This window comes from Arthrobacter sp. T572, assembly GCF_056780115.1.
In genome coordinates this window covers 3,725,436-3,743,142 of record NZ_JBRAZQ010000002.1, presented here as the reverse complement: position 1 = coordinate 3,743,142, position 17,707 = coordinate 3,725,436, and the positions used below count along the sequence as shown (strand labels likewise).

At 65.3% G+C, this 17,707-nt stretch carries 17 protein-coding genes and 1 riboswitch; of the genes, 10 read left to right on the top strand and 7 right to left on the bottom strand.

Annotated elements, in window-relative coordinates; translation table 11 throughout:
* Positions 1-64: 64 nt before the first annotated feature.
* Positions 65-640, top strand: a complete 576-nt coding sequence (gene dcd, locus ACUYMZ_RS18540) for a dCTP deaminase (protein WP_426004403.1) — start codon at positions 65-67, stop codon at positions 638-640.
* A gap of 144 nt (positions 641-784) precedes the next feature.
* Here dcd and ACUYMZ_RS18535 read toward each other — a convergent pair whose 3' ends face one another.
* The 3 genes from ACUYMZ_RS18535 to ACUYMZ_RS18525 all read right to left on the bottom strand — a co-directional run bounded on the left by ACUYMZ_RS18535 (position 785) and on the right by ACUYMZ_RS18525 (position 4,001).
* Positions 785-1,984, bottom strand: coding sequence for a cation:proton antiporter (locus tag ACUYMZ_RS18535; RefSeq protein WP_426004402.1), 1,200 nt, complete (start codon positions 1,982-1,984; stop codon positions 785-787).
* 8 nt (positions 1,985-1,992) lie between these two features.
* Positions 1,993-2,475, bottom strand: a complete 483-nt coding sequence (locus ACUYMZ_RS18530) for a cation:proton antiporter regulatory subunit (protein ID WP_426004401.1) — start codon at positions 2,473-2,475, stop codon at positions 1,993-1,995.
* Between the two features lie 122 nt (positions 2,476-2,597).
* Positions 2,598-4,001: an MFS transporter gene (locus ACUYMZ_RS18525; protein ID WP_442424485.1), complete on the bottom strand. Its 1,404-nt coding sequence runs from the start codon at positions 3,999-4,001 to the stop codon at positions 2,598-2,600.
* A 196-nt stretch (positions 4,002-4,197) separates the two neighbouring features.
* Here ACUYMZ_RS18525 and ACUYMZ_RS18520 point away from each other — a divergent pair, with 196 nt between their 5' ends.
* From ACUYMZ_RS18520 to mnhG, 6 genes are read left to right on the top strand one after another with little or no spacing between them, the layout of a single operon-like run.
* Positions 4,198-7,200: a Na+/H+ antiporter subunit A gene (locus ACUYMZ_RS18520; protein ID WP_481605172.1), complete on the top strand. Its 3,003-nt coding sequence runs from the start codon at positions 4,198-4,200 to the stop codon at positions 7,198-7,200.
* Positions 7,197-7,697 (top strand): Na(+)/H(+) antiporter subunit C, encoded by a 501-nt coding sequence (locus tag ACUYMZ_RS18515; protein ID WP_442424487.1) that lies wholly within the window; start codon positions 7,197-7,199, stop codon positions 7,695-7,697. The genes ACUYMZ_RS18520 and ACUYMZ_RS18515 overlap by 4 nt, the downstream gene beginning before the upstream one ends.
* The gene (locus ACUYMZ_RS18510; RefSeq protein WP_426004396.1) at positions 7,694-9,259 is read left to right on the top strand and encodes a Na+/H+ antiporter subunit D; all 1,566 of its coding nucleotides are present in this window, start codon (positions 7,694-7,696) and stop codon (positions 9,257-9,259) included. The genes ACUYMZ_RS18515 and ACUYMZ_RS18510 overlap by 4 nt, the downstream gene beginning before the upstream one ends.
* Positions 9,256-9,822 (top strand): Na+/H+ antiporter subunit E, encoded by a 567-nt coding sequence (locus tag ACUYMZ_RS18505; protein ID WP_426004394.1) that lies wholly within the window; start codon positions 9,256-9,258, stop codon positions 9,820-9,822. Before ACUYMZ_RS18510 ends, ACUYMZ_RS18505 begins: the two co-directional genes overlap by 4 nt.
* Entirely contained in the window at positions 9,819-10,097 is a 279-nt protein-coding gene (locus ACUYMZ_RS18500; RefSeq protein WP_426004393.1) for an MrpF/PhaF family protein, read from the top strand. The genes ACUYMZ_RS18505 and ACUYMZ_RS18500 overlap by 4 nt, the downstream gene beginning before the upstream one ends.
* Positions 10,087-10,491, top strand: coding sequence for a monovalent cation/H(+) antiporter subunit G (gene mnhG, locus ACUYMZ_RS18495; RefSeq protein ID WP_426004392.1), 405 nt, complete (start codon positions 10,087-10,089; stop codon positions 10,489-10,491). The genes ACUYMZ_RS18500 and mnhG overlap by 11 nt, the downstream gene beginning before the upstream one ends.
* A gap of 87 nt (positions 10,492-10,578) precedes the next feature.
* Here the strand turns inward: mnhG and ACUYMZ_RS18490 are convergent, their stop codons facing one another.
* Entirely contained in the window at positions 10,579-10,839 is a 261-nt protein-coding gene (locus ACUYMZ_RS18490; protein WP_426004391.1) for a DUF4235 domain-containing protein, read from the bottom strand.
* 62 nt (positions 10,840-10,901) lie between these two features.
* On the bottom strand, positions 10,902-11,579 hold the full coding sequence (locus ACUYMZ_RS18485; protein WP_481605168.1) for an NUDIX hydrolase: 678 nt from the start codon (positions 11,577-11,579) through the stop codon (positions 10,902-10,904).
* Between the two features lie 135 nt (positions 11,580-11,714).
* Positions 11,715-11,851: riboswitch (TPP riboswitch) on the top strand.
* A gap of 78 nt (positions 11,852-11,929) precedes the next feature.
* Between ACUYMZ_RS18485 and ACUYMZ_RS18480 the strand changes: the two genes are divergently transcribed.
* From ACUYMZ_RS18480 to ACUYMZ_RS18470, 3 genes are read left to right on the top strand one after another with little or no spacing between them, the layout of a single operon-like run.
* On the top strand, positions 11,930-12,550 hold the full coding sequence (locus ACUYMZ_RS18480) for an ECF transporter S component (protein WP_426004387.1): 621 nt from the start codon (positions 11,930-11,932) through the stop codon (positions 12,548-12,550).
* Positions 12,550-14,094 (top strand): ABC transporter ATP-binding protein, encoded by a 1,545-nt coding sequence (locus ACUYMZ_RS18475; RefSeq protein ID WP_426004386.1) that lies wholly within the window; start codon positions 12,550-12,552, stop codon positions 14,092-14,094. Before ACUYMZ_RS18480 ends, ACUYMZ_RS18475 begins: the two co-directional genes overlap by 1 nt.
* Positions 14,091-14,885: an energy-coupling factor transporter transmembrane component T family protein gene (locus ACUYMZ_RS18470; protein ID WP_426004384.1), complete on the top strand. Its 795-nt coding sequence runs from the start codon at positions 14,091-14,093 to the stop codon at positions 14,883-14,885. Before ACUYMZ_RS18475 ends, ACUYMZ_RS18470 begins: the two co-directional genes overlap by 4 nt.
* 18 nt (positions 14,886-14,903) lie before the next feature.
* On the opposite strand, the gene ACUYMZ_RS18465 is transcribed toward ACUYMZ_RS18470, so the two are convergent.
* Both ACUYMZ_RS18465 and ACUYMZ_RS18460 read right to left on the bottom strand, forming a co-directional pair.
* Complete coding sequence (locus tag ACUYMZ_RS18465) at positions 14,904-15,506, bottom strand: GNAT family N-acetyltransferase (RefSeq protein ID WP_442424490.1); 603 nt, start codon at positions 15,504-15,506, stop codon at positions 14,904-14,906.
* 36 nt (positions 15,507-15,542) lie between these two features.
* Complete coding sequence (locus tag ACUYMZ_RS18460) at positions 15,543-17,660, bottom strand: penicillin acylase family protein (protein ID WP_481605165.1); 2,118 nt, start codon at positions 17,658-17,660, stop codon at positions 15,543-15,545.
* Positions 17,661-17,707 lie beyond the last annotated feature (47 nt).

Below are 17,707 nucleotides of genomic sequence, written 5' to 3'. Positions count from 1 at the left end.
AACCTGTCCGGGAACTATAGTCGCACGGGACGGCAGGGACAATGCATGCGGTATTTTTGATGCTGTGCTGATCTCTGACCGCGATATTCGTGCCGAAATTGACTCCCAACGGATTGTCCTTGACCCGTACGACCCCGCGATGGTTCAGCCTTCATCCGTGGACGTCCGGATTGACAGGTTCTTCCGCCTGTTCGACAACCACAAATACGCGCACATCGACCCTGCCGAAGAGCAGCCGGAACTCACGCGCCTGGTGGAAGTGGAGGGCGACGAGCCCTTCATCCTCCACCCCGGCGAGTTCGTCCTTGGCTCCACTTTCGAGACCGTCAGCCTCCCGGACGATATCGCTGCCCGGCTGGAAGGCAAGTCCTCCCTGGGACGCCTTGGCCTGCTGACCCACTCGACAGCCGGATTCATCGATCCCGGCTTCTCCGGCCACGTCACCCTTGAGCTGTCCAACGTGGCAACGCTGCCCATCAAGCTGTGGCCCGGCATGAAGATCGGCCAGTTGTGCTTCTTCCGGCTGACGTCCTCAGCCGAGCACCCCTACGGATCAGGTGAATACGGCAACCGCTACCAGGGCCAGCGCGGTCCGACCGCCAGCCGCAGCCACCTGAACTTCCACAAGACCGCCATCTAAGGCCTTCTCTGCGCGGGGTCGCGCGGCAGAAGGCAGTGCTCCAACGGGCGGAGCGTCCCAAACGGGAGCGCGTCCCCGACGGGAGCGTCCCAAGGGGTGAGCGTCCCAAACTGGCGCGTCCCCAGCGGGAGTCCGGGGTAGGCCTTAGGCGGGAGTCCGCTCCGGCGTCCGTGGCGGCGACCCCGGTGTCTTGCGCAGGGCCTTGACCACCGGCTCCACGAAGCGGGCTGCCAGCGGGCCGAGGATGGCCATGATGAGTACGTACGCAGTTGCCAGTGCGGCCAGTTGGCCCGGTACTGCTCCCGAAGCCACCGCCAACCCGGCGATGACGATCGAGAATTCGCCGCGGGCAATCAACGCCGCGCCAGCACGGAACCGGCCTGGAACAGCGATTCCCGCCCGCTTGGCCGCCCACATGCCGGTGAGCATCTTGGTCAGCGCGGTGAGCAGCGCCAGGGCCAGGGCCCATCCAAGAACTGGCGGGATGGACCGCGGATCGGTGTTCAGCCCGAAGGCCACGAAGAAAATCGCCGCAAAGAGGTCCCTCAGGGGCTCGAGGATCCGGGTGGCGTTGTGCGCTGTGGCGCCGGAAATGGCGATGCCCAACATGAATGCCCCCACAGCCGCCGACACCTGCAGGGCCGAAGCGATGCCGGCTACCAGGAGCGCCAGGCCCAGCACGTTCAGGAGGAAGACTTCGGAGTTTTCGCTGTGGACAGCCTTGGATACCCGGTGGCCGTGCCGCAGCGCGATCAGCAGGACCACCGTGACAACCGCCAGGGCAATGCCTACGGTCTGCAAACCGCCCAGGAACCCGACGCCCGCCAGAATCGCGGTAAGGATGGGCAGGTAGACGGCCATGGCGAGGTCTTCGAAGACCAGGATGGAAAGCACCACGGGAGTTTCACGGTTGCCGATCCGCCCCAGGTCGGTGATCACCTTCGCGGCAATCCCCGATGACGAAATGTAGGTAACGCCGCCCATCACTATGGCGCCCACCACGCCCCACCCCAGCAGCACCGCAATGGCAGCGCCGGGGATGAAGTTCAACACGAAATCCATCACGCCCGCCCGCCACGAGCGCTTCAGCCCGGTGACAAGCTCCGCCGCCGTATATTCAAGGCCGAGCATCAACAACAGCAGGATGACCCCGATTTCACCCGACAAATGGGCGAACTCGTGCATTCCGTCCAGCTTGACGAATCCGCCCGCTCCGAACGCGAGCCCTCCCACGAGGTACAGCGGAATGGGGGACATGCCGATCCTGCCCGCAAGCCGAGCAAGGAGACCGAGGCAAAAGACGACGGCCCCCAGTTCAACGAGGGCTAGGGCGAGTGGATCCATAACGGGGTTCAGCCGTTACGGAGAATGTCAGCGGCAGAGTCGAGGCCCTCCTGCGTGCCAACTGCCACCAGCAGGTCCCCGGCGTGAAGAACGATGTCCGGTGCCGGCGACGGAACGACCTCGCCTTCGCGCATGATCGCCACAATGGAGACGCCGCTGCGGGTACGTATTTGTGCCTTTCCCATGGGCTGGTTGATGAAGGGGGAATCCGGGGCTATGGAGAACTGGCGCGTGACGATGCCCGGCACCTCGCGGTGTGCCTCCGCGAGCCGCATGGCAATGTGCTGGCCGCCCAGGAGGTTGCCCAGCGTGGCGGCTTCATCGGCCGTCAGGGGAATGGACGCCTGGCAGGTATCGGGGTCGTCCCAGGTGGACACGAAGAGCTCGGTTTCACCTTCCCGAAGTTCCACGACACCGATCCGGCGGCCCGAGGCCGTGACGAAATCCTTGCGGACCCCGAGGCCCGGAAGTTCAGTCTCATCCACGTTCATGACTCCACCTTAACTCTCTTGAATGCACGCTGGTACGGCGTTCGCGTTGGGCTGCAGCGTGGGTGCCGCGGCTTGCCGCCGATGTCGCTGTCCGTGGGGCGGCAGGCCCTGTATCTTGCCGGTCAGTTCTGCGGTACGACGGCAATGCGCGTCCTGCTGGGCGGCTTGACGGGCAGTAGCACCAACAGACCCGCGAGCAGCACCACCATGATGCCCAGGATGCCCCAGCGTTGGGCTTCGCCTTCGTCAACCAAGGGGGCCGCGATGGTGATGCACACCGTGAAGAGCGTCGGTGCCAGGAAGCTGACGGCGCGTCCAGTGGTGGCGTATAGGCCGAAGAGCTCCCCGGATTCGCCTTCAGGTGCAAGCCTGGCCAGGTAGGCGCGGGAGGACGACTGTGCAGGCCCGACGAACAGGCACAGCAGCAGGCCGAAGATCCAAAAAGTGTTGGCGCCCGGCCACTCGTTGCCGAAGAAAACGTACGTGCCGTTGCCGAGGACCAGGATGAAGGTGCCCGCGATGAGCAGGCCGACCAACGACAGCATGATCACGGCCTTCGGTCCGATCCTGTCGTCCAGGAAGCCGCCGATGATGGCACCGACAGCCGCTACGACGTTTCCGAAGATCGCGAAGAAGATGACGTCCTTGAGCTCGAACCCAAACGTTCCGGCTGCGATGACACCACCGAAAGTGAAGACAGCAGCCAATCCGTCGCGGAAGATGGCGCTGGACAGGAGGAAATAGATAGTGTGCGGGCTCGTCTTGTAAATGGCTGCGATGCGCCGGAAGAGGAGCTTGTAGGAGGCAAGGAACCCCAGGGAAGCTGTGTCCCTCTTTGCAGGAACCTCGGGCACGGCGAACAATACGGGGAGCGCGAACACAAAGAACCACAGCGCCGAGAAGACCGCCACGAGCCGGATGTTGAGGGAGTCTTCGGTGGAGGCACCGAACCACTGGAACGACGGTTGAACGAAGAGCTGCAGCACCAGGAGCAGTGCCACGATCCCGCCCAGGTAGCCCATGCCCCACCCGAAGCCGCTGACCTTGCCGATGTTCCTGGGCGTGGAGATCTGGGCAAGCATGGCGTTGTAGTTGACGCCGGCAAACTCAAAGAAAATGTTCCCCAGCGCAATCAGGCAGACGCCCAGCAGGAGGAACTCGGGCCGGGGAAAGACGAAGAAACACAGGGCGGTCAGGACGGCGGTGGCCGCTGTGTTCACTCCCAGCCACAACTTGCGGCGTCCCCCGGCGTCGGAGCGCTGACCGGTGACGGGCGCCAGGACAGCGATGGCAAGGCCGGCGATGGCCAGGGCAGTTCCCAAGGCAGCGGATGCCGTGTCCTCCCCACCGAAGGCGTTGGAGGTCAGGTACACCGTGAACACGAAGGTGGTCATGATGGCGTTGAAGGCAGCCGAGCCCCAGTCCCAGGAAGCCCACGCGAGGATCTGGCCCTTCTTGGAGGCGGCGGGCCCCGAGGCGAGCTCGGAGGCCGGCTGGGAAGCATGGGGGAGCGCGGCCGGGTTCATAAGGTGCATGCTATCGGGACTCGACGGGGTGCCTGCACCCGACAGACCGCTATGTGGATAAAGGGGGCAAGATACTCCTCCGGACGTCATCGTGCAAAAAAGTGTCTGTTCACCTTGATAAACTGGATCTTCCGAACCCAACGTATGACCGCCTGCTCCAACTTTGACAACTCGTTCCTGACTTTGCGGAGAAAAAGTGATCACAGTCCTTGCCATCATCTTTGCAGCGGCAACTGTGGCGCCCTTCATCTTTAAGAAACTTGGTCGGAACGCCTTCCACGTCCTGGCAGCTGTGCCTGCCGGTGCCTTTGTGTGGCTGCTTTTCCAGTACGGCGCGGTCTACCCCGCAGAGGGGCGCACGGGTGGAACCCTGGAGGAAGTCCTCCCGTGGATCCCGGACCTCAAGCTTGAGTTTGCCTTCAGGATGGATGTCCTGGCGTGGGTCATGTCCCTGTTGGTCCTGGGCGTCGGTTCCCTGGTGTTGGTGTACTGCGCCCGGTATTTCAAGACCAAGGACCCGGGGCTGGGTGGCTTCGGCGCGCAGTTGCTGGCTTTCGCCGGCGCGATGTTCGGTCTTGTGACCTCAGATGATTTGTTGATGCTCTTCATCTTCTGGGAGCTCACCACCATCCTTTCCTACCTGCTGATCGGGTATGCCCGGACCCGCCTGGCAGCCCGCCGCTCGGCCCTCCAGGCACTCATGGTCACCACTGCAGGCGGCCTTGCGATGCTGGTGGGATTGATCATCCTCGGGCAGGCAGCCGGCACGTACCGCATCTCCGGCGTCCTCGAACAAGCAGGGTCTCTGATGACCGGTCCCATGCAGGGCGCGGTGAGTGCCGCCGTCGTACTGGTCCTGGTAGGTGCCGTGACCAAATCGGCGCTGGTCCCCTTCCACTTCTGGTTGCCCGGGGCCATGGCGGCGCCGACGCCGGTGAGTGCCTATCTGCACGCCGCTGCCATGGTCAAGGCCGGTATCTATATCGTTGCCAGGCTGGCCCCGGGATTTGCCGCGTCGGAGTTCTGGTTGCCGCTGACGCTGGGACTGGGCCTTGCCACCATGCTGGTGGGCGGTTACCGGGCCCTCCGCCAAACGGACATCAAACTGATCCTCGCGTACGGCACGGTGAGCCAACTCGGCTTCCTCACCATGGTGGTGGGGCTTGGCCGCCCGGACGCCGCCCTGGCAGGCCTGGCCCTTCTGCTGGCCCACGGCCTGTTCAAGGCCGCGTTGTTCCTGGTGGTGGGCATCATCGACCACCAGTCGGGGACCCGTGACATCCGCAAACTGTCCGGCGTCTTCAGGTCCTCCCGCGCCCTCGGAATCGTGGCCGCAGTTGCCGCAGCCTCCATGGCAGGCGTTCCGCCGCTGGCCGGATTCGTGGCCAAGGAATCGGTGTTCGAGGCCTTCGTCCACTACGGCACGGGGCACGATGCTCCTGCCTGGGGAATCTGGATCCTGGCCGGCCTGGTGGCCGGGTCCATCCTGACCTTCGCATACAGTGCACGCTTCATGTGGGGTGCGTTCGCCACCAAGCCGGGCGTGGAACCCACGCCGTTCAAGGCGATCAAGCCTTCGTTCCTGGCGGCGCCGGCGATCCTGAGTTTCCTGACGGTTGTCTATGGGCTGTGGCCGGTACCGGTGGACACGTGGATACAGCCTTATGCCGCCCTGTTTGCCGCCCCCGGTGAAACCGCCGACGCCGGCCACCTGGCTTTGTGGCACGGCCTCACCCCCGCGCTGGGGCTGACGGCCATCACGTTCGTAGCCGGAGCGGCGATGTTCTACGGACGCAATGTGGTGGCCCGGGCACAGGGCCTGGTGCCCGACTGGGTTGATGGGGACCGGGCGTACCAGCACACCATCGGCGCCTTGGATGACATCGCGGTCTGGGTCACCGGCCGTACCCAGCGTGGTTCGCTGTACTTCTACCTGACGGTGATCCTGTCGGTTGCCTTCGCGGTGCCTCTGGCCGCACTGTTGCTGGCCAACAGGCCGCTGCCGGAGGGCATGTACTGGATCGACCCCAACTCCCCGCTGCAGATGATCGCCGGCGTGGGCATTATTGCCGGGGCCTTGGCTGCGGTGCGGGCCAACAAACGGTTCCTTGCTGTGCTCATGGTGTCCGTCACGGGGTACGGCATCGCGCTGATGTTCGCGCTGCAGGGTGCGCCGGACCTCGCCCTGACCCAGATGCTGGTGGAAACAATCGTGCTGGTGGCGTTCGTCCTGGCCATGCGAAGCCTTCCCGCCGAGCTCAGGGACCGGACCGGAGGACGGCTCCGGGTGATCCGTGTGATCATCGGGGCAGCTTTTGGCATCACCATGATCTTCGTGGCCATCTTTGCCATGGGTGCGCGTGTAGCTACTCCGGTGTCGCTTGAATTCCCGCGGCTGGCCTATGAAGGCGGAGGTGGCCTGAACGTCGTCAACGTGACCCTGGTGGACATCCGCGCCTGGGACACCTTCGGTGAGATCTCCGTGCTGGCCGTGGCCGCCACCGGTGTGGCCAGCCTGATCTTCGTGCGGAGCCGGGGAGACCGCATCAGAACCGCAGCCTCGGTGCCGGAGGGCAGCGTGGGGCGCCGCACCGGCGTCGACCGTGACTCCCGCGACGGCGTCACGCTGGCCGTGGCGCGCAAGTTCAGCGATGTAGCGCGTGACGCCTGGCTGGTTGCCGGCCGCACGCTGGCACCGGAGCGCAGGTCCATCATCTTCGAGGTGGTCACCCGGCTGATCTTCCACTCGATGATCGTGTTCTCCATCTACCTGCTCCTGGCTGGACACAACCTCCCCGGCGGCGGATTCGCAGGCGGCCTGACCGCCGGCCTGGCCCTGACCATCCGATACCTTGCCGGTGGCCGGTTCGAGCTCAGTGAAGCAGCGACAGTCAGCGCCGGAACACTGCTGGGAACGGGACTTGCGACGGCTGCCGCCTCCGGTTTCGTGCCGCTTCTCCTGGGTGGGCAGGTGTTCCAGAGCGCCATTATCGAGTTCTGGTTGCCGGTGTTCGGGGACGTCAAGTTCGTCACCTCCACCATCTTCGATATCGGCGTGTACATCGTGGTGGTCGGGCTGGCCCTGGATGTACTCCGCAGCCTGGGCGCCGAGATCGATGAACACTTCGAAGGCAAGCGCGTACCGCTCGCGGAAGCCGACGCTGCCGAGCAGGCCGTTTCAGGGAAGGGCAACGCATGACCATCAACCTGACCCTGCTGGTTGTCATGGGCGTCCTGTACGCCTGCGGCATCTACCTGATCCTGGAACGGAGCCTCACCCGGGTGCTGCTGGGCCTGATGCTGCTGGCAAACGCGACCAACCTGCTGATTCTCTGCACCGGTGGATACGCCGGACTGGCCCCCCTGTTCAACAAGGACACCGATCCCGGCAGCTATAACGATCCTTTGCCGCAGGCCTTGATCCTCACCTCGATCGTGATCTCGTTTGCAGTCACGGCCTTCATGCTCGGCATCATCTACCGCACGTGGGCCCTGGCCCGCCAGGACGACATCCAGGACGATATCGAAGACCGCCGCGTGGCCAATACGCCGAGCTTCGATGCCGAGGACGACGCGATCGTTCCGCTGGAAACGTCCGAGTTCGCAGTAACCCCCTCGTCTACGGAAGACCTTTCCCCGGCCGAGGCGACCGAAACCCCCAACACGGTGAAGAACCAGGAAGGAGGCAGTGCGTGAACCTCGCCAACCTGTCCCCGCTCGCTGTCCTCCTGCCGATCCTGGGCGCCGCCCTTGCCTTCGTGCTGATCCGTCACACGGCGGCGCAGCGCATGGTCAGCATCGGCATCCTCAGCGCCACGTTGCTCCTCGAGTGCCTGCTCCTCTTCTCCGTGTGGGACGGCGGAACGACGTCGGTCACGCTGGGTGGCTGGCTTCCACCCTGGGGCGTGGTGCTGGTGGTGGACCAGTTCTCCTCGCTGATGCTCGTGGTTTCCACGGTGGTGAGCCTTGCTGTCCTTATCTACGCCACGGGCCAGGGCATGGCCGACGGAGACCAGGAAGCTCCCGTCTCGATCTTCCACCCGACCTACCTGATCCTGGTGGCCGGCGTCTCCAACGCCTTCCTCACCGGCGACCTCTTCAACCTCTACGTGGGCTTTGAAATCCTCCTGACCGCCAGCTATGTGCTGATGACGCTGGGTGGGACGGGGCCGCGCATCCGGGCCGGTGTCACCTACGTGGTGGTCTCGGTGGTGTCGTCGGTGCTGTTCCTCATCGCCATTGCCATGATCTACGGAGCCACCGGCACCATCACCATGGCCGACCTCGCCATCAAGCTGGCGGAACTGGATCAAGGCACCCAGAACCTGCTGCACGTGATGCTCCTGGTGGCCTTCGGGATCAAAGCGGCCGTCTTCCCGCTGTCGTTCTGGCTCCCTGACTCCTACCCGACAGCCCCCGCCCCGGTCACTGCCGTGTTCGCCGGTCTGTTGACCAAGGTGGGTGTCTACGCCATGGTCCGGACAGAGACACTCCTGTTTCCCGGCGATACGCTCAACGTCCCGCTGATGGTGGTTGCGTTGCTGACCATGGTGGTGGGGATCCTCGGTGCCTTGGCGCAGAGCGACATCAAGCGTCTGCTCTCCTTTACCCTGGTCAGCCACATCGGGTACATGGTGTTCGGGCTGGCCATGTCCTCCGTGACAGGACTTGGCGCCGCGGTCTTCTACGTTGCGCACCACATCACCGTGCAAACAAGCCTGTTCCTGGTCACAGGGCTGATCGAACGGCGCGGTGGGTCGTCCTCCATCGACCGGCTGGGTGGGCTCGCCAAGCTGTCCCCGCTCCTGGCCCTGCTGTTCTTTGTCCCAGCCATGAACCTCGCCGGCATTCCGCCGTTCTCCGGATTCCTCGGGAAGCTGGGCCTGCTGCAGGCCGGGGTCGAGCTGGGGACGCCGTTGGCGATCGTCCTGGTGGTGGGCGGCGTGGTCACCAGCCTCCTGACCCTGCTGGCCATAGCCAGGGTGTGGAACAGGGCGTTCTGGCGGAAACCCGAAGACGCGGACTTCCCCGATCCCGTCCTCCAGACACCCGGCAACGTGGGCGTCCTCCCGCGGACCATGGTGGGTTCCACAGCCGGCCTGGTGGTGTTCGGGGTTGCCCTGACCGTCTTTGCCGGCCCGCTCTTCCAACTGGCAGGAGGCTCCGCGGAAATCATGCTTGACCGTTCGGCGTACATCCATTCAGTCCTGGGAGATGCCGCCCCCGTTCCGCCGCTGGCCCAGGGCGGTGCCAAATGAGCCGCAAGCCGATCTCCTTCCGCACCGAACTCCCGCTGCTCATCTGGCTGGTCATCGTGTGGGGTGCCTTGTGGCAGGACTTCAGCCCGGGCAACCTGCTGTTCGGCGCACTGATCGCCATTGTGGTGGCCAAGCTGTTCTACCTGCCGCCGGTGGAACTCAGCGGCCGGTTCAATGTGCTGCGGGCCGTTCCCTTTGCCCTGTTGTTCCTCGGCAAAGTGGTGGCGGCGAGCTTCCTGGTGCTGTACCTGGCCGTGGTGAAGGGACCCAAGGTGCGCAGCGCCGTCGTCGAGGTTCCGTTGCGGAGCCATTCGGACCTTATGGTGACGGCCACCGGCCACGTCATTTCCCTGATTCCCGGGTCGCTGGTGGTGGAGGTGGACCGGTCGACGTCCACGCTGTATCTGCACGCGCTGAACATCTACAACCAGGCTGACATCGACAAAATCCGCCGGGAGGTACAGAACATCGAGGCCGGATTGATCAGGATCATGGGCACACGCGAAGAAGTAGAGGCGCTCCGAAGCGAAACGCGTCCGGGCATGGAAGGTGCGGCGCTGTGAAGGAACTTGTCCTGGTGGTCACTGCCGTGATCCTTAGCCTGGCAGGGGCCGGTGCCATCATCCGCATTGCGATCGGGCCTTCCCTGCTGGACCGCGTGCTGGCATCCGACGTGCTGCTGGCCATCGTCGGCGCGGCCCTGGCAATCGACATGGCCATCAACCGGCACCTCAACAACCTGATGCTGCTGGTGGCCCTGGCCGTGATCGGCTTTATCGGTTCCGTGACGGTGGCCAGGTTCGTGGCCGAAAGGCGGGAACAGAGCAATGACTCCTGACGCTACGGGCGTAGACGCTGTAATCGATGTTCTGACGGCCGTTTTCCTGGTGGTCGGCGCCCTCATGTCCTTGGGCGCGGCGATCGGCCTGCTGCGGTTCCCGGACCTCATGAGCCGCATGCACGCCGCGACCAAGCCGCAGGTCCTGGGCCTCTTCCTGATGCTGGCTTCCATCGGCCTGCAGATGCGGACGTGGTGGGTGTGGCCGGTCCTGCTGGTGGCCTGGATATTCCAGTTGCTGACCGCGCCCGTGTCCGCGCACATGGTGGGCCGTTCCGCTTACCGGACCAAGCACGGCCACCGCGAGCTCCTCACCAAGGACGAACTTGAGGCCGTGGTCCAGCGGGCTGCCGGTGAACATCCGGGGGACGGAACGCACGACGCCGGCCGCTGAGTCCGGCGTTCAGGGCATCTTGGAAAAGGGTCGCCCAAGGGTGCGCCGCCGGTGGTGGGGTGCCTTGGCTTGTCCCCGGGCAGCGGGTCAGACGATGTCGTGCGTCTTGGCGAAGCGGGCGATCGCGCGCTGCGTGCCGCGGCTGGTTAGGACCTGGATGAGGGTGCTCACGAAGGCCGAAACCAGCGCGAATGTCAGTGCTGAGCGCAGGCTGGTTTCGAGGTCGTCATGACCTGCGGGCGGCTTGTTGCCGGTGGCCTTCTCCCAAGCCAGGTTGACCAGTTTGGTGCCGACGAATCCTGCTCCGAGGCTCACTCCGGTCCCCAGCAGCTTGAAGAAGAAGTTCATGTCCCAAGCCTAACCTCACCTACAGCGTGCACCAGGCACCGTTCCCGGGCGCAAGGGGAGCGTTATCGGCGGTTTTCCCTGTCTTTCAGGAAGGCCGCCATGGAGCCCCGGGGTGCCAGGACGGGAACTACGGGGTGCCGGGCGCCCCACACAGCATCCACGGTGCCCAGGCTCGCAAGTTCCTTGAGCAGGTAGTAGGTGGGTGGCATGAGGTGGAGCGTGCCTTCGGCTTCAGCGGAGAGGACGCCGGCCACGGGCATCCAGAGCGACTGCCAGGCTTCCGTTGTTTGGTGTTGGGGCGCTGCCCCGTCACGGGCCTTGGCGACGTAGAAGTAGGTGTCAAAGCGCTTGGGCATGTCCACGGGGGTCACCCAGTTGGCCCACGGACGCAGATCTGCAGGCTCAAGCGTGAGTCCGGCTTCCTCCTGCACCTCGCGGAGGGCGGCAGTCAGCACGGTGCCCGCTTCCCGGATGGCTTGGTCCGGGTTGGCGGCGATGGATGCTTCCGACCACGCATCGGCGTGCCCTGCCAGCAACTCCTGCGGGTAGTCCCACCCTTCACTGTCCGCGGCATCCACGCGGCCTCCGGGAAAGACCACCATGCCCGCGGCGAAGTCCATGGTGGACACACGGTGCTGGACGAAGACCTCGAGGCCGTCGGCGGCGTCCCTGAGCAGGATCACGCTGGCAGCGAGCCGTGGTTCGGGTGCAGGCGGGACTGTGCCGGGATGATCCGTCATGAAGTCATTCTCTCAGGTGTGCATGAGAGAGGAAGCCGCCAAACGGGCCGGGAGAAACCGCAACCCTTTATGACTGCCACCGAGGGCCAACGCACGGACCCGGGTGTAAACTGGACCTCGCCCATCAGGGCAGATTGATAACGACAGGGGAGCGCCGCCGTCGAACCCTGCAGGGATGCAGGTGACGCGAGGGCGCTGAGAGTGCGGACAGCCGCAGACCCTCGAACCTGATCCGGTTAGTACCGGCGCAAGGGAGTCGAGCTTCTCAGAGTGTCCGGAACACCGGTGGCGCATGCCTGCCGGGAATCCGGGGAGCACTTTCCCCTCCTGTAACCTCAGGAGGCAAAGAAATGACCACGGCAAGCGTGAAGAAGACCAGTTACAACTGGCGTGTAGTAGACATCGTGGTGGCAGCTTTGATCGCCATCGCCGGCGGCGTGATCTTCTGGGCATGGTCCCAGGGCGCCGCGATCGTATCCATTCCCATGAACGCGGCCTACCCGCCCTTGACCGGCCTGATCGCCGGCGGCTGGATGATCCCCGCAGTCCTGGGCATGCTGATCATCCGCAAACCCGGCGCCGCGCTGTTCTGCGAGGCTGTGGCCGCGACGGGTGAGCTGATCATGGGTTCCCAGTACGGCACCACCGTGCTGATTTCCGGCGTCCTGCAGGGCCTGGGTGCCGAGCTGGTGTTCGCTGCGTTCCGCTACAAGAAGTTCAACCTCCCCACGGCGCTGCTGGCCGGTGCCGGTGCGGGCCTCTTCTGCGGCCTCAACGACTCCTTCATGCCGTGGGGCTGGAACATCGCCTACGAGGCCGTGGACAAGCTGGCCTACATCGCGTTCTGCACGTTGTCCGGCGCCATCATTGCCGGCGCCCTCTCCTGGGTCGCCACCCGCGGCCTGGCCAAAACAGGCGTGTTGAGCGCCTTCGCATCGCGCAAGGCCGCCTCGGAGCCCGTCTTCAACTGATGGCCGCAACGAGCACCGGCAGGCCTGCCGCCATCTCCGCCGAGGGCTGGGGTTGGCGGCACGCCGGCCGGACCACACCTGCCATCCAGGGCCTTGACCTCCGCATCGATCCGGGCGAGCGGGTGTTGCTGTTGGGTCCCTCCGGTGCGGGCAAGTCGACCTTGCTGCACGCGCTGGCCGGGGTCCTGGGCGAGGAAGAGGATGATTCGGACGAGACCGGTTCACTCCTGCTGGACGGTGCTTCGCCGCGGGAACAACGCGGCCGCGCCGGATTGATGCAGCAGGATCCCGAAACGCAGGTGGTCTTGTCCCGGATTGGCGACGACGTCGCGTTCGGAGCCGAAAACCTTGCCGTGCCCCGTGACCGGATCTGGACCCGGGTTCATGAAGCGCTCGACGACGTGGGGTTGCGTACCGCTGATGGCGGCGGTTTGGCGTTGGACCACCCGACGGCGGCGCTCTCCGGCGGCCAAAAGCAGCGGCTTGCGCTGGCAGGCATTTTGGCGATGAGACCGGGATTGATCCTGTTGGACGAACCGACGGCCAACCTGGACCCAGCCGGTGTGCTGGAAGTCCGTGATGCCGTGCGCCGATGCTTGGACAAGACAGGTGCCACCTTGGTTGTGGTGGAACACAGGGTGTCCGTCTGGAAGGACCTGGTGGACAGGATCGTGGTCCTGCAGCCCGGTTCGGCTGGCGGTGGGGTGCTCCTGGATGGGCCGCCGGACCAGGTTCTGGCCGAAGCGCACAGCCTGCTCAAGGCCGCCGGCGTGTGGGTGCCCGGGTACGTTCCCGAAACCCGCCGCAGGGAACGCGGGAACCAATCCGCGCAACTGCTGGTGGCGGCCCAGGACCTGGCGGTTTCCCGCGCCAAGCCACGCAGGAAGGGTTTCAGGTCCATCCCGCCGCAGCCGGTGCAGCACGGCATCAGTGCCCAGGTCCGGGCAGGGCAGGCGCTCACCATCACCGGACCCAACGGCGCCGGAAAATCCACGTTCGCCTTGACGCTGGCAGGACTTTTGGCGCCGGTGGCAGGTAAGGTGTCTGCCGCCGTCGAGCTTTCCGAAGGCGCCGGAATCGATCCCTTCCGGTGGAAAGCGGACCAACTGATTTCCCGGATCGGCACGGTGTTCCAGGAACCGGAGCACCAGTTCGTCACCGGCAAGGTGCTGGATGAGCTGATGTTCGGTCCCAGGCATGTGGGCCGTGGCGAGGAGCGGGTCGACGAACTGCTGGAGCGGCTCCGGCTGACGCACTTGGTGGACGCGAATCCCTACACCCTGTCCGGCGGCGAGAAGCGCCGGCTGTCCGTAGCGACCGTGCTCGCCGCACACCCCAAAGTACTGGTCCTGGACGAGCCGACCTTCGGCCAGGACGCGAACACGTGGGCCGAACTGGCGTCGTTCCTGTCGGAACTGCTGGACCAAGGCACCGCCGTGGTCTCGGTGACGCACGACGAGGAGTTCAGTGCCGTGCTGGGCGGCGCGGAACTCAGGTTGGCCCCGGCGGAGCGGTCCCGGAAAATGGAAGCGGGTGCGGCATGAGGGACACCTTGAGCCTGAGCGGCAACCATGCCTTGTTGACGCGGGCCAACCCCTTGGCGAAGTTCGTCGCCGTTTTCCTGATTTCGCTGGTCCTGGCACTGTCCATCGACTGGGTCTCCGCGTCCGTGGCCCTGGTTGCCGAGCTTGCGCTATTCCCCCTTGCCGGGCTCACGCTCGGGCTTCTCTGGTCAAGGGCCTGGCCGCTGATTATCGCCGCGGCCGTTGGCGGCTGGAGCACAGCGATCGTCGCCGCTGACAGCGGCGCTGTATTGCTCGACGTCGGGCTCTGGTCCATCAGCGAAGGCTCGCTGGAGCTGGGACTCGGGTTCATGCTTCGAGGGCTGGCCATCGCGCTTCCGGCGATCCTGCTGATGACCTGCACGGACCCGACCGACCTCGCCGATGCTTTGGCGCAGAAGGCCAGGCTCCCGCACCGGTTTGTGCTGGGCTCCCTGGCCGCGATGCGCTTGGTGGGTTTGCTGGCCGAGGAATGGCAGACAATAGGCATGGCCAGGCGCGCCCGTGGCGTGGGTTCGCAGGGCAGCCCCCTGCAACGGCTGAAGGCGACCCTGGGACAGAGCTTCGGCCTGTTGGTCCAGGCTGTCCGGCGGGCTTCCCGGCTGGCAGTGACCATGGAAGCCCGCGGTTTTGGTGGCGGCCGGCGCACATGGGCGCGTGAGTCCACCTATTCCCTGCTGGACGCCTGGGTTCTCCTGGGCGGCGTCCTCATTGCCGGAACCGCGGTGGTGGCAGCCGTAGGAGCAGGCACCTGGAGCTTTGTCTGGCGCTAGAGGAGGCGCCACGCGGGCTTAGCTGGCCGGAACTTCCTGGGCCTGGATTTCCTCGAACCCGGCCCGTGTAAGGAACCCCAACTGTGCTTGCTTCTCCTCCAGTTGGACGATCGGGCCCAGTTCAAAGCAGGTGGCTTCAAGCCGTCGCAGGGCCTTGGCGTTCCGGGCGTCAGGCTCCACCACGATCCGGTCTTTGCCCGGCAGCGAGAACATGTACTTGATGAGCGAGGTGGCCAGGCGCGGCGTGAAGTGGGGGATCGGCCGGGTGGCCGGGGCCAGCAGCAGGTGCATGCCGATGTCTTCTTCCCGTGCCGGGTAGGCCTCGCTCACGGGATCGTGCAGGGGCTCATAGGTTTGGAACAACGCCAGGGGCTGGCCGTCCAGCTCCACCAGGAAGGCGTGGTGCGTGTCCAGTGAGTCCAGGAACTCATAGATCTCCAGGACTTCCTCCCGGCTTTTCTCCAGCATGCCCCAGAACCTGGCCCTCGGCTGGCCGACCCATTCATGGATGAGGTCGATGTCTTCGGCGGGAACCAACGGAACAATCCGCAGGGCTCCCCAGCCGTCGAGTTCTTCGGCGTAAACGGTGGTTCGGGTGGCAAAGTCCTGGGCAGCGGTCATGTTTTCCTCGGGGCTTGGTGGCGGATGGGGAGAGTCTTAGCGGGGGTCTTTGGTCAGTTGGTCCCAGGACGTTGCCGCGGGGACGAGTTCCCCAACAGTCCACAGGGGCAGCTGGTCTGCGAAGTGCGGGTCAGCCGGAGAACCGGAAGCTCCGAACGGAACGATCCAGCGGCTGCTGTCCCGGTCCTGGAGATCCCAGACGTAGCGGGCCACGGGCCCACGGAAGCTGCGGTCTTCCACGCCCGGCAGGCTTTCCGTGCAGAGGACGCACCCTGTATCCCCGCTGAGTGGTGAATCCGGCGCCGAACCGGCCAAGGAGCCCGGGAGCACATGGACGGGGAGGACCCGGTGGCGGTCGCCCCACACAGCGGAGCCCTCCGTGGTGGTGCCGGCCTCTTCCAACGCGGCGGCCGCTTCGAGGGGTACGGCTATTCCGAGCTCTCCTCCCCGGACCAGGAGGGTCTCCAAGGCGAAGCCTACGCGGGAGCCCACTGAGAGCCAGGGACCGAACAGCGCAGGGAACCCGGTGGCCTCGTGAAGCCGGGCCAATGCAGGATGCCTCACGATCCGCTGGACCAGCGCACCGCGCCAGGACGCGAACGCTGCTGCCTGCCGGCTCCCGCTGTCCATGCGGCCGTCCCACTCCAAAAGGTGGAGGCGAAGGGCATGGGCATCGGGGGAAAGCCCTGCCATGGGCAGATCCTCCAGCAGGCTGCGGAAAAGCGGCCAGGGGCCCAACAACGTATCCGTGTGGATGGCCTGCATCTCTTCAACGGACAGCGGGCCAGCGGCCTCCAGCAGCTCCGTGATTCTCCGCGCCCGGTGGGCTGGAGCGAATTCCATGGCCACGGGGTCACCTCCGCCTGCAGCCCGGTCGTTGGCGGAAACAACGAACTTCTTCACTTCGGTGCGCGGTAGGGGAACGTACTGGCGGTCCCACGCATGCCGCGCCGAGAGCCCCGGGACCGGGAAGCGGCGGTTGTCCGGGTGGCGCTGTGGAACGAGGCCGGCAACAAAATGCCGAACGTCCCCGGCTGCGTCGGCGGTGACCACGCTGTTGACGGGCTCCACCCAGGCATCGAATGCGGCTTCGACGTCGGCGACGGTCCGGCTTCGCAGGAGCGGCAGGAGGGCCTCGAAACCCAACCGCCCCTCAACCCGGGCGGGAAACCTCAACGCCAGCGCGCCGCCGTCGGGCGTTTCCGAAATGACCGGGCCCCGGGAAGTTTCGATCACCTCCACCGTCTCAACACTGCCGCCGCGCACGTGGATGCTTTCCGTGGTGAGGACGGCGGTTTCCCACCCTTCCGGGCTGCGCGCCAGAACGCGGGCGCCACCGGTTTTGCGGGAAGGAACCCGGCGGAGCTGCTCCTCGAACAGGTCCTGGTAGTCGGCCATGGCATTGGTGATGGCCCAGGCTGTGTGCCCGGTGTGGGCGAAGTGGGGCAGTCCGGGAACGCCGGGAAATGCGAAGCCCAGGGCGTCGAACTCGGGGCATGCCAAGCGGATCTGCTGGTAGACGCCGGGCAGTTCCATGAGCCGGTGCGGGTCGCCGGCGATCAGCGGGAGGCCGCTGGACGTGGTGGAACCATGCGCTGCCCAGGCGTTGCTGCCGGACCAGACAGGCGCCTCGATGCTGAAGAGGTCCACTGCGTCCGGTCCGAGCGTGCGGGCCGCATGGGCACGGAACAACTTGTTGGGAAACGTTGAAAACAGAATGTGGTGGACCAGGAAGACCCCCAGGGGCGTCCAGGGATTCCATGGTTCGGGTGTGCAGCCGGCCTGGTCGAATTCGGGAGTGGAGCGCACATCGTCGGCCAGCGCCTGGTTGATCCCGGCCACGTACTGCGTGCACCACCGCCGGGTGTCCGGATCGAGGCGGTCAAAGCAACGCCTGGCTGTGTCATCGAGCCTGGCTTGCCGCGCGAAGCGGTCCCACGCCACTGCGTCAGGGCCAAGGATCTCCGCGGTGCGCCCTTCCGAGCGCCACCGTTCCAGCTCGATCTGCCAGGAACGGTCGGTTGCCGCGTTCACGCCTTGCAGGTAGGCCAGCTCGTCGGCGGACCCGGCCCAAAGGTGCGGGATTCCCCAGGAGTCCCGGTAGATGCCCGGACCGCCTGCCGGGGCGGTGTGGTGCGTCGGGGCAGGCGTCATAATCACAGGCTGCTTTCGAGCTTAGGTTAGGCTTACTTAAGTTCAAG

Excerpts from the sequence above, each read along its gene's own strand:
- mnhG (WP_426004392.1), top strand. The coding sequence starts at position 10,087 with ATGACTCCTGACGCTACGGGCGTAGACGCTGTAATCGATGTTCTGACG.
- ACUYMZ_RS18530 (WP_426004401.1), bottom strand. The coding sequence starts at position 2,475 with ATGAACGTGGATGAGACTGAACTTCCGGGCCTCGGGGTCCGCAAGGAT.
- ACUYMZ_RS18535 (WP_426004402.1), bottom strand. The coding sequence starts at position 1,984 with ATGGATCCACTCGCCCTAGCCCTCGTTGAACTGGGGGCCGTCGTCTTT.
- ACUYMZ_RS18480 (WP_426004387.1), top strand. The coding sequence starts at position 11,930 with ATGACCACGGCAAGCGTGAAGAAGACCAGTTACAACTGGCGTGTAGTA.
- ACUYMZ_RS18475 (WP_426004386.1), top strand. The coding sequence starts at position 12,550 with ATGGCCGCAACGAGCACCGGCAGGCCTGCCGCCATCTCCGCCGAGGGC.
- ACUYMZ_RS18515 (WP_442424487.1), top strand. The coding sequence starts at position 7,197 with ATGACCATCAACCTGACCCTGCTGGTTGTCATGGGCGTCCTGTACGCC.
- ACUYMZ_RS18490 (WP_426004391.1), bottom strand. The coding sequence starts at position 10,839 with ATGAACTTCTTCTTCAAGCTGCTGGGGACCGGAGTGAGCCTCGGAGCA.
- ACUYMZ_RS18465 (WP_442424490.1), bottom strand. The coding sequence starts at position 15,506 with ATGACCGCTGCCCAGGACTTTGCCACCCGAACCACCGTTTACGCCGAA.
- ACUYMZ_RS18505 (WP_426004394.1), top strand. The coding sequence starts at position 9,256 with ATGAGCCGCAAGCCGATCTCCTTCCGCACCGAACTCCCGCTGCTCATC.
- ACUYMZ_RS18525 (WP_442424485.1), bottom strand. The coding sequence starts at position 4,001 with ATGAACCCGGCCGCGCTCCCCCATGCTTCCCAGCCGGCCTCCGAGCTC.
- ACUYMZ_RS18460 (WP_481605165.1), bottom strand. The coding sequence starts at position 17,660 with ATGACGCCTGCCCCGACGCACCACACCGCCCCGGCAGGCGGTCCGGGC.
- ACUYMZ_RS18485 (WP_481605168.1), bottom strand. The coding sequence starts at position 11,579 with ATGACGGATCATCCCGGCACAGTCCCGCCTGCACCCGAACCACGGCTC.
- ACUYMZ_RS18470 (WP_426004384.1), top strand. The coding sequence starts at position 14,091 with ATGAGGGACACCTTGAGCCTGAGCGGCAACCATGCCTTGTTGACGCGG.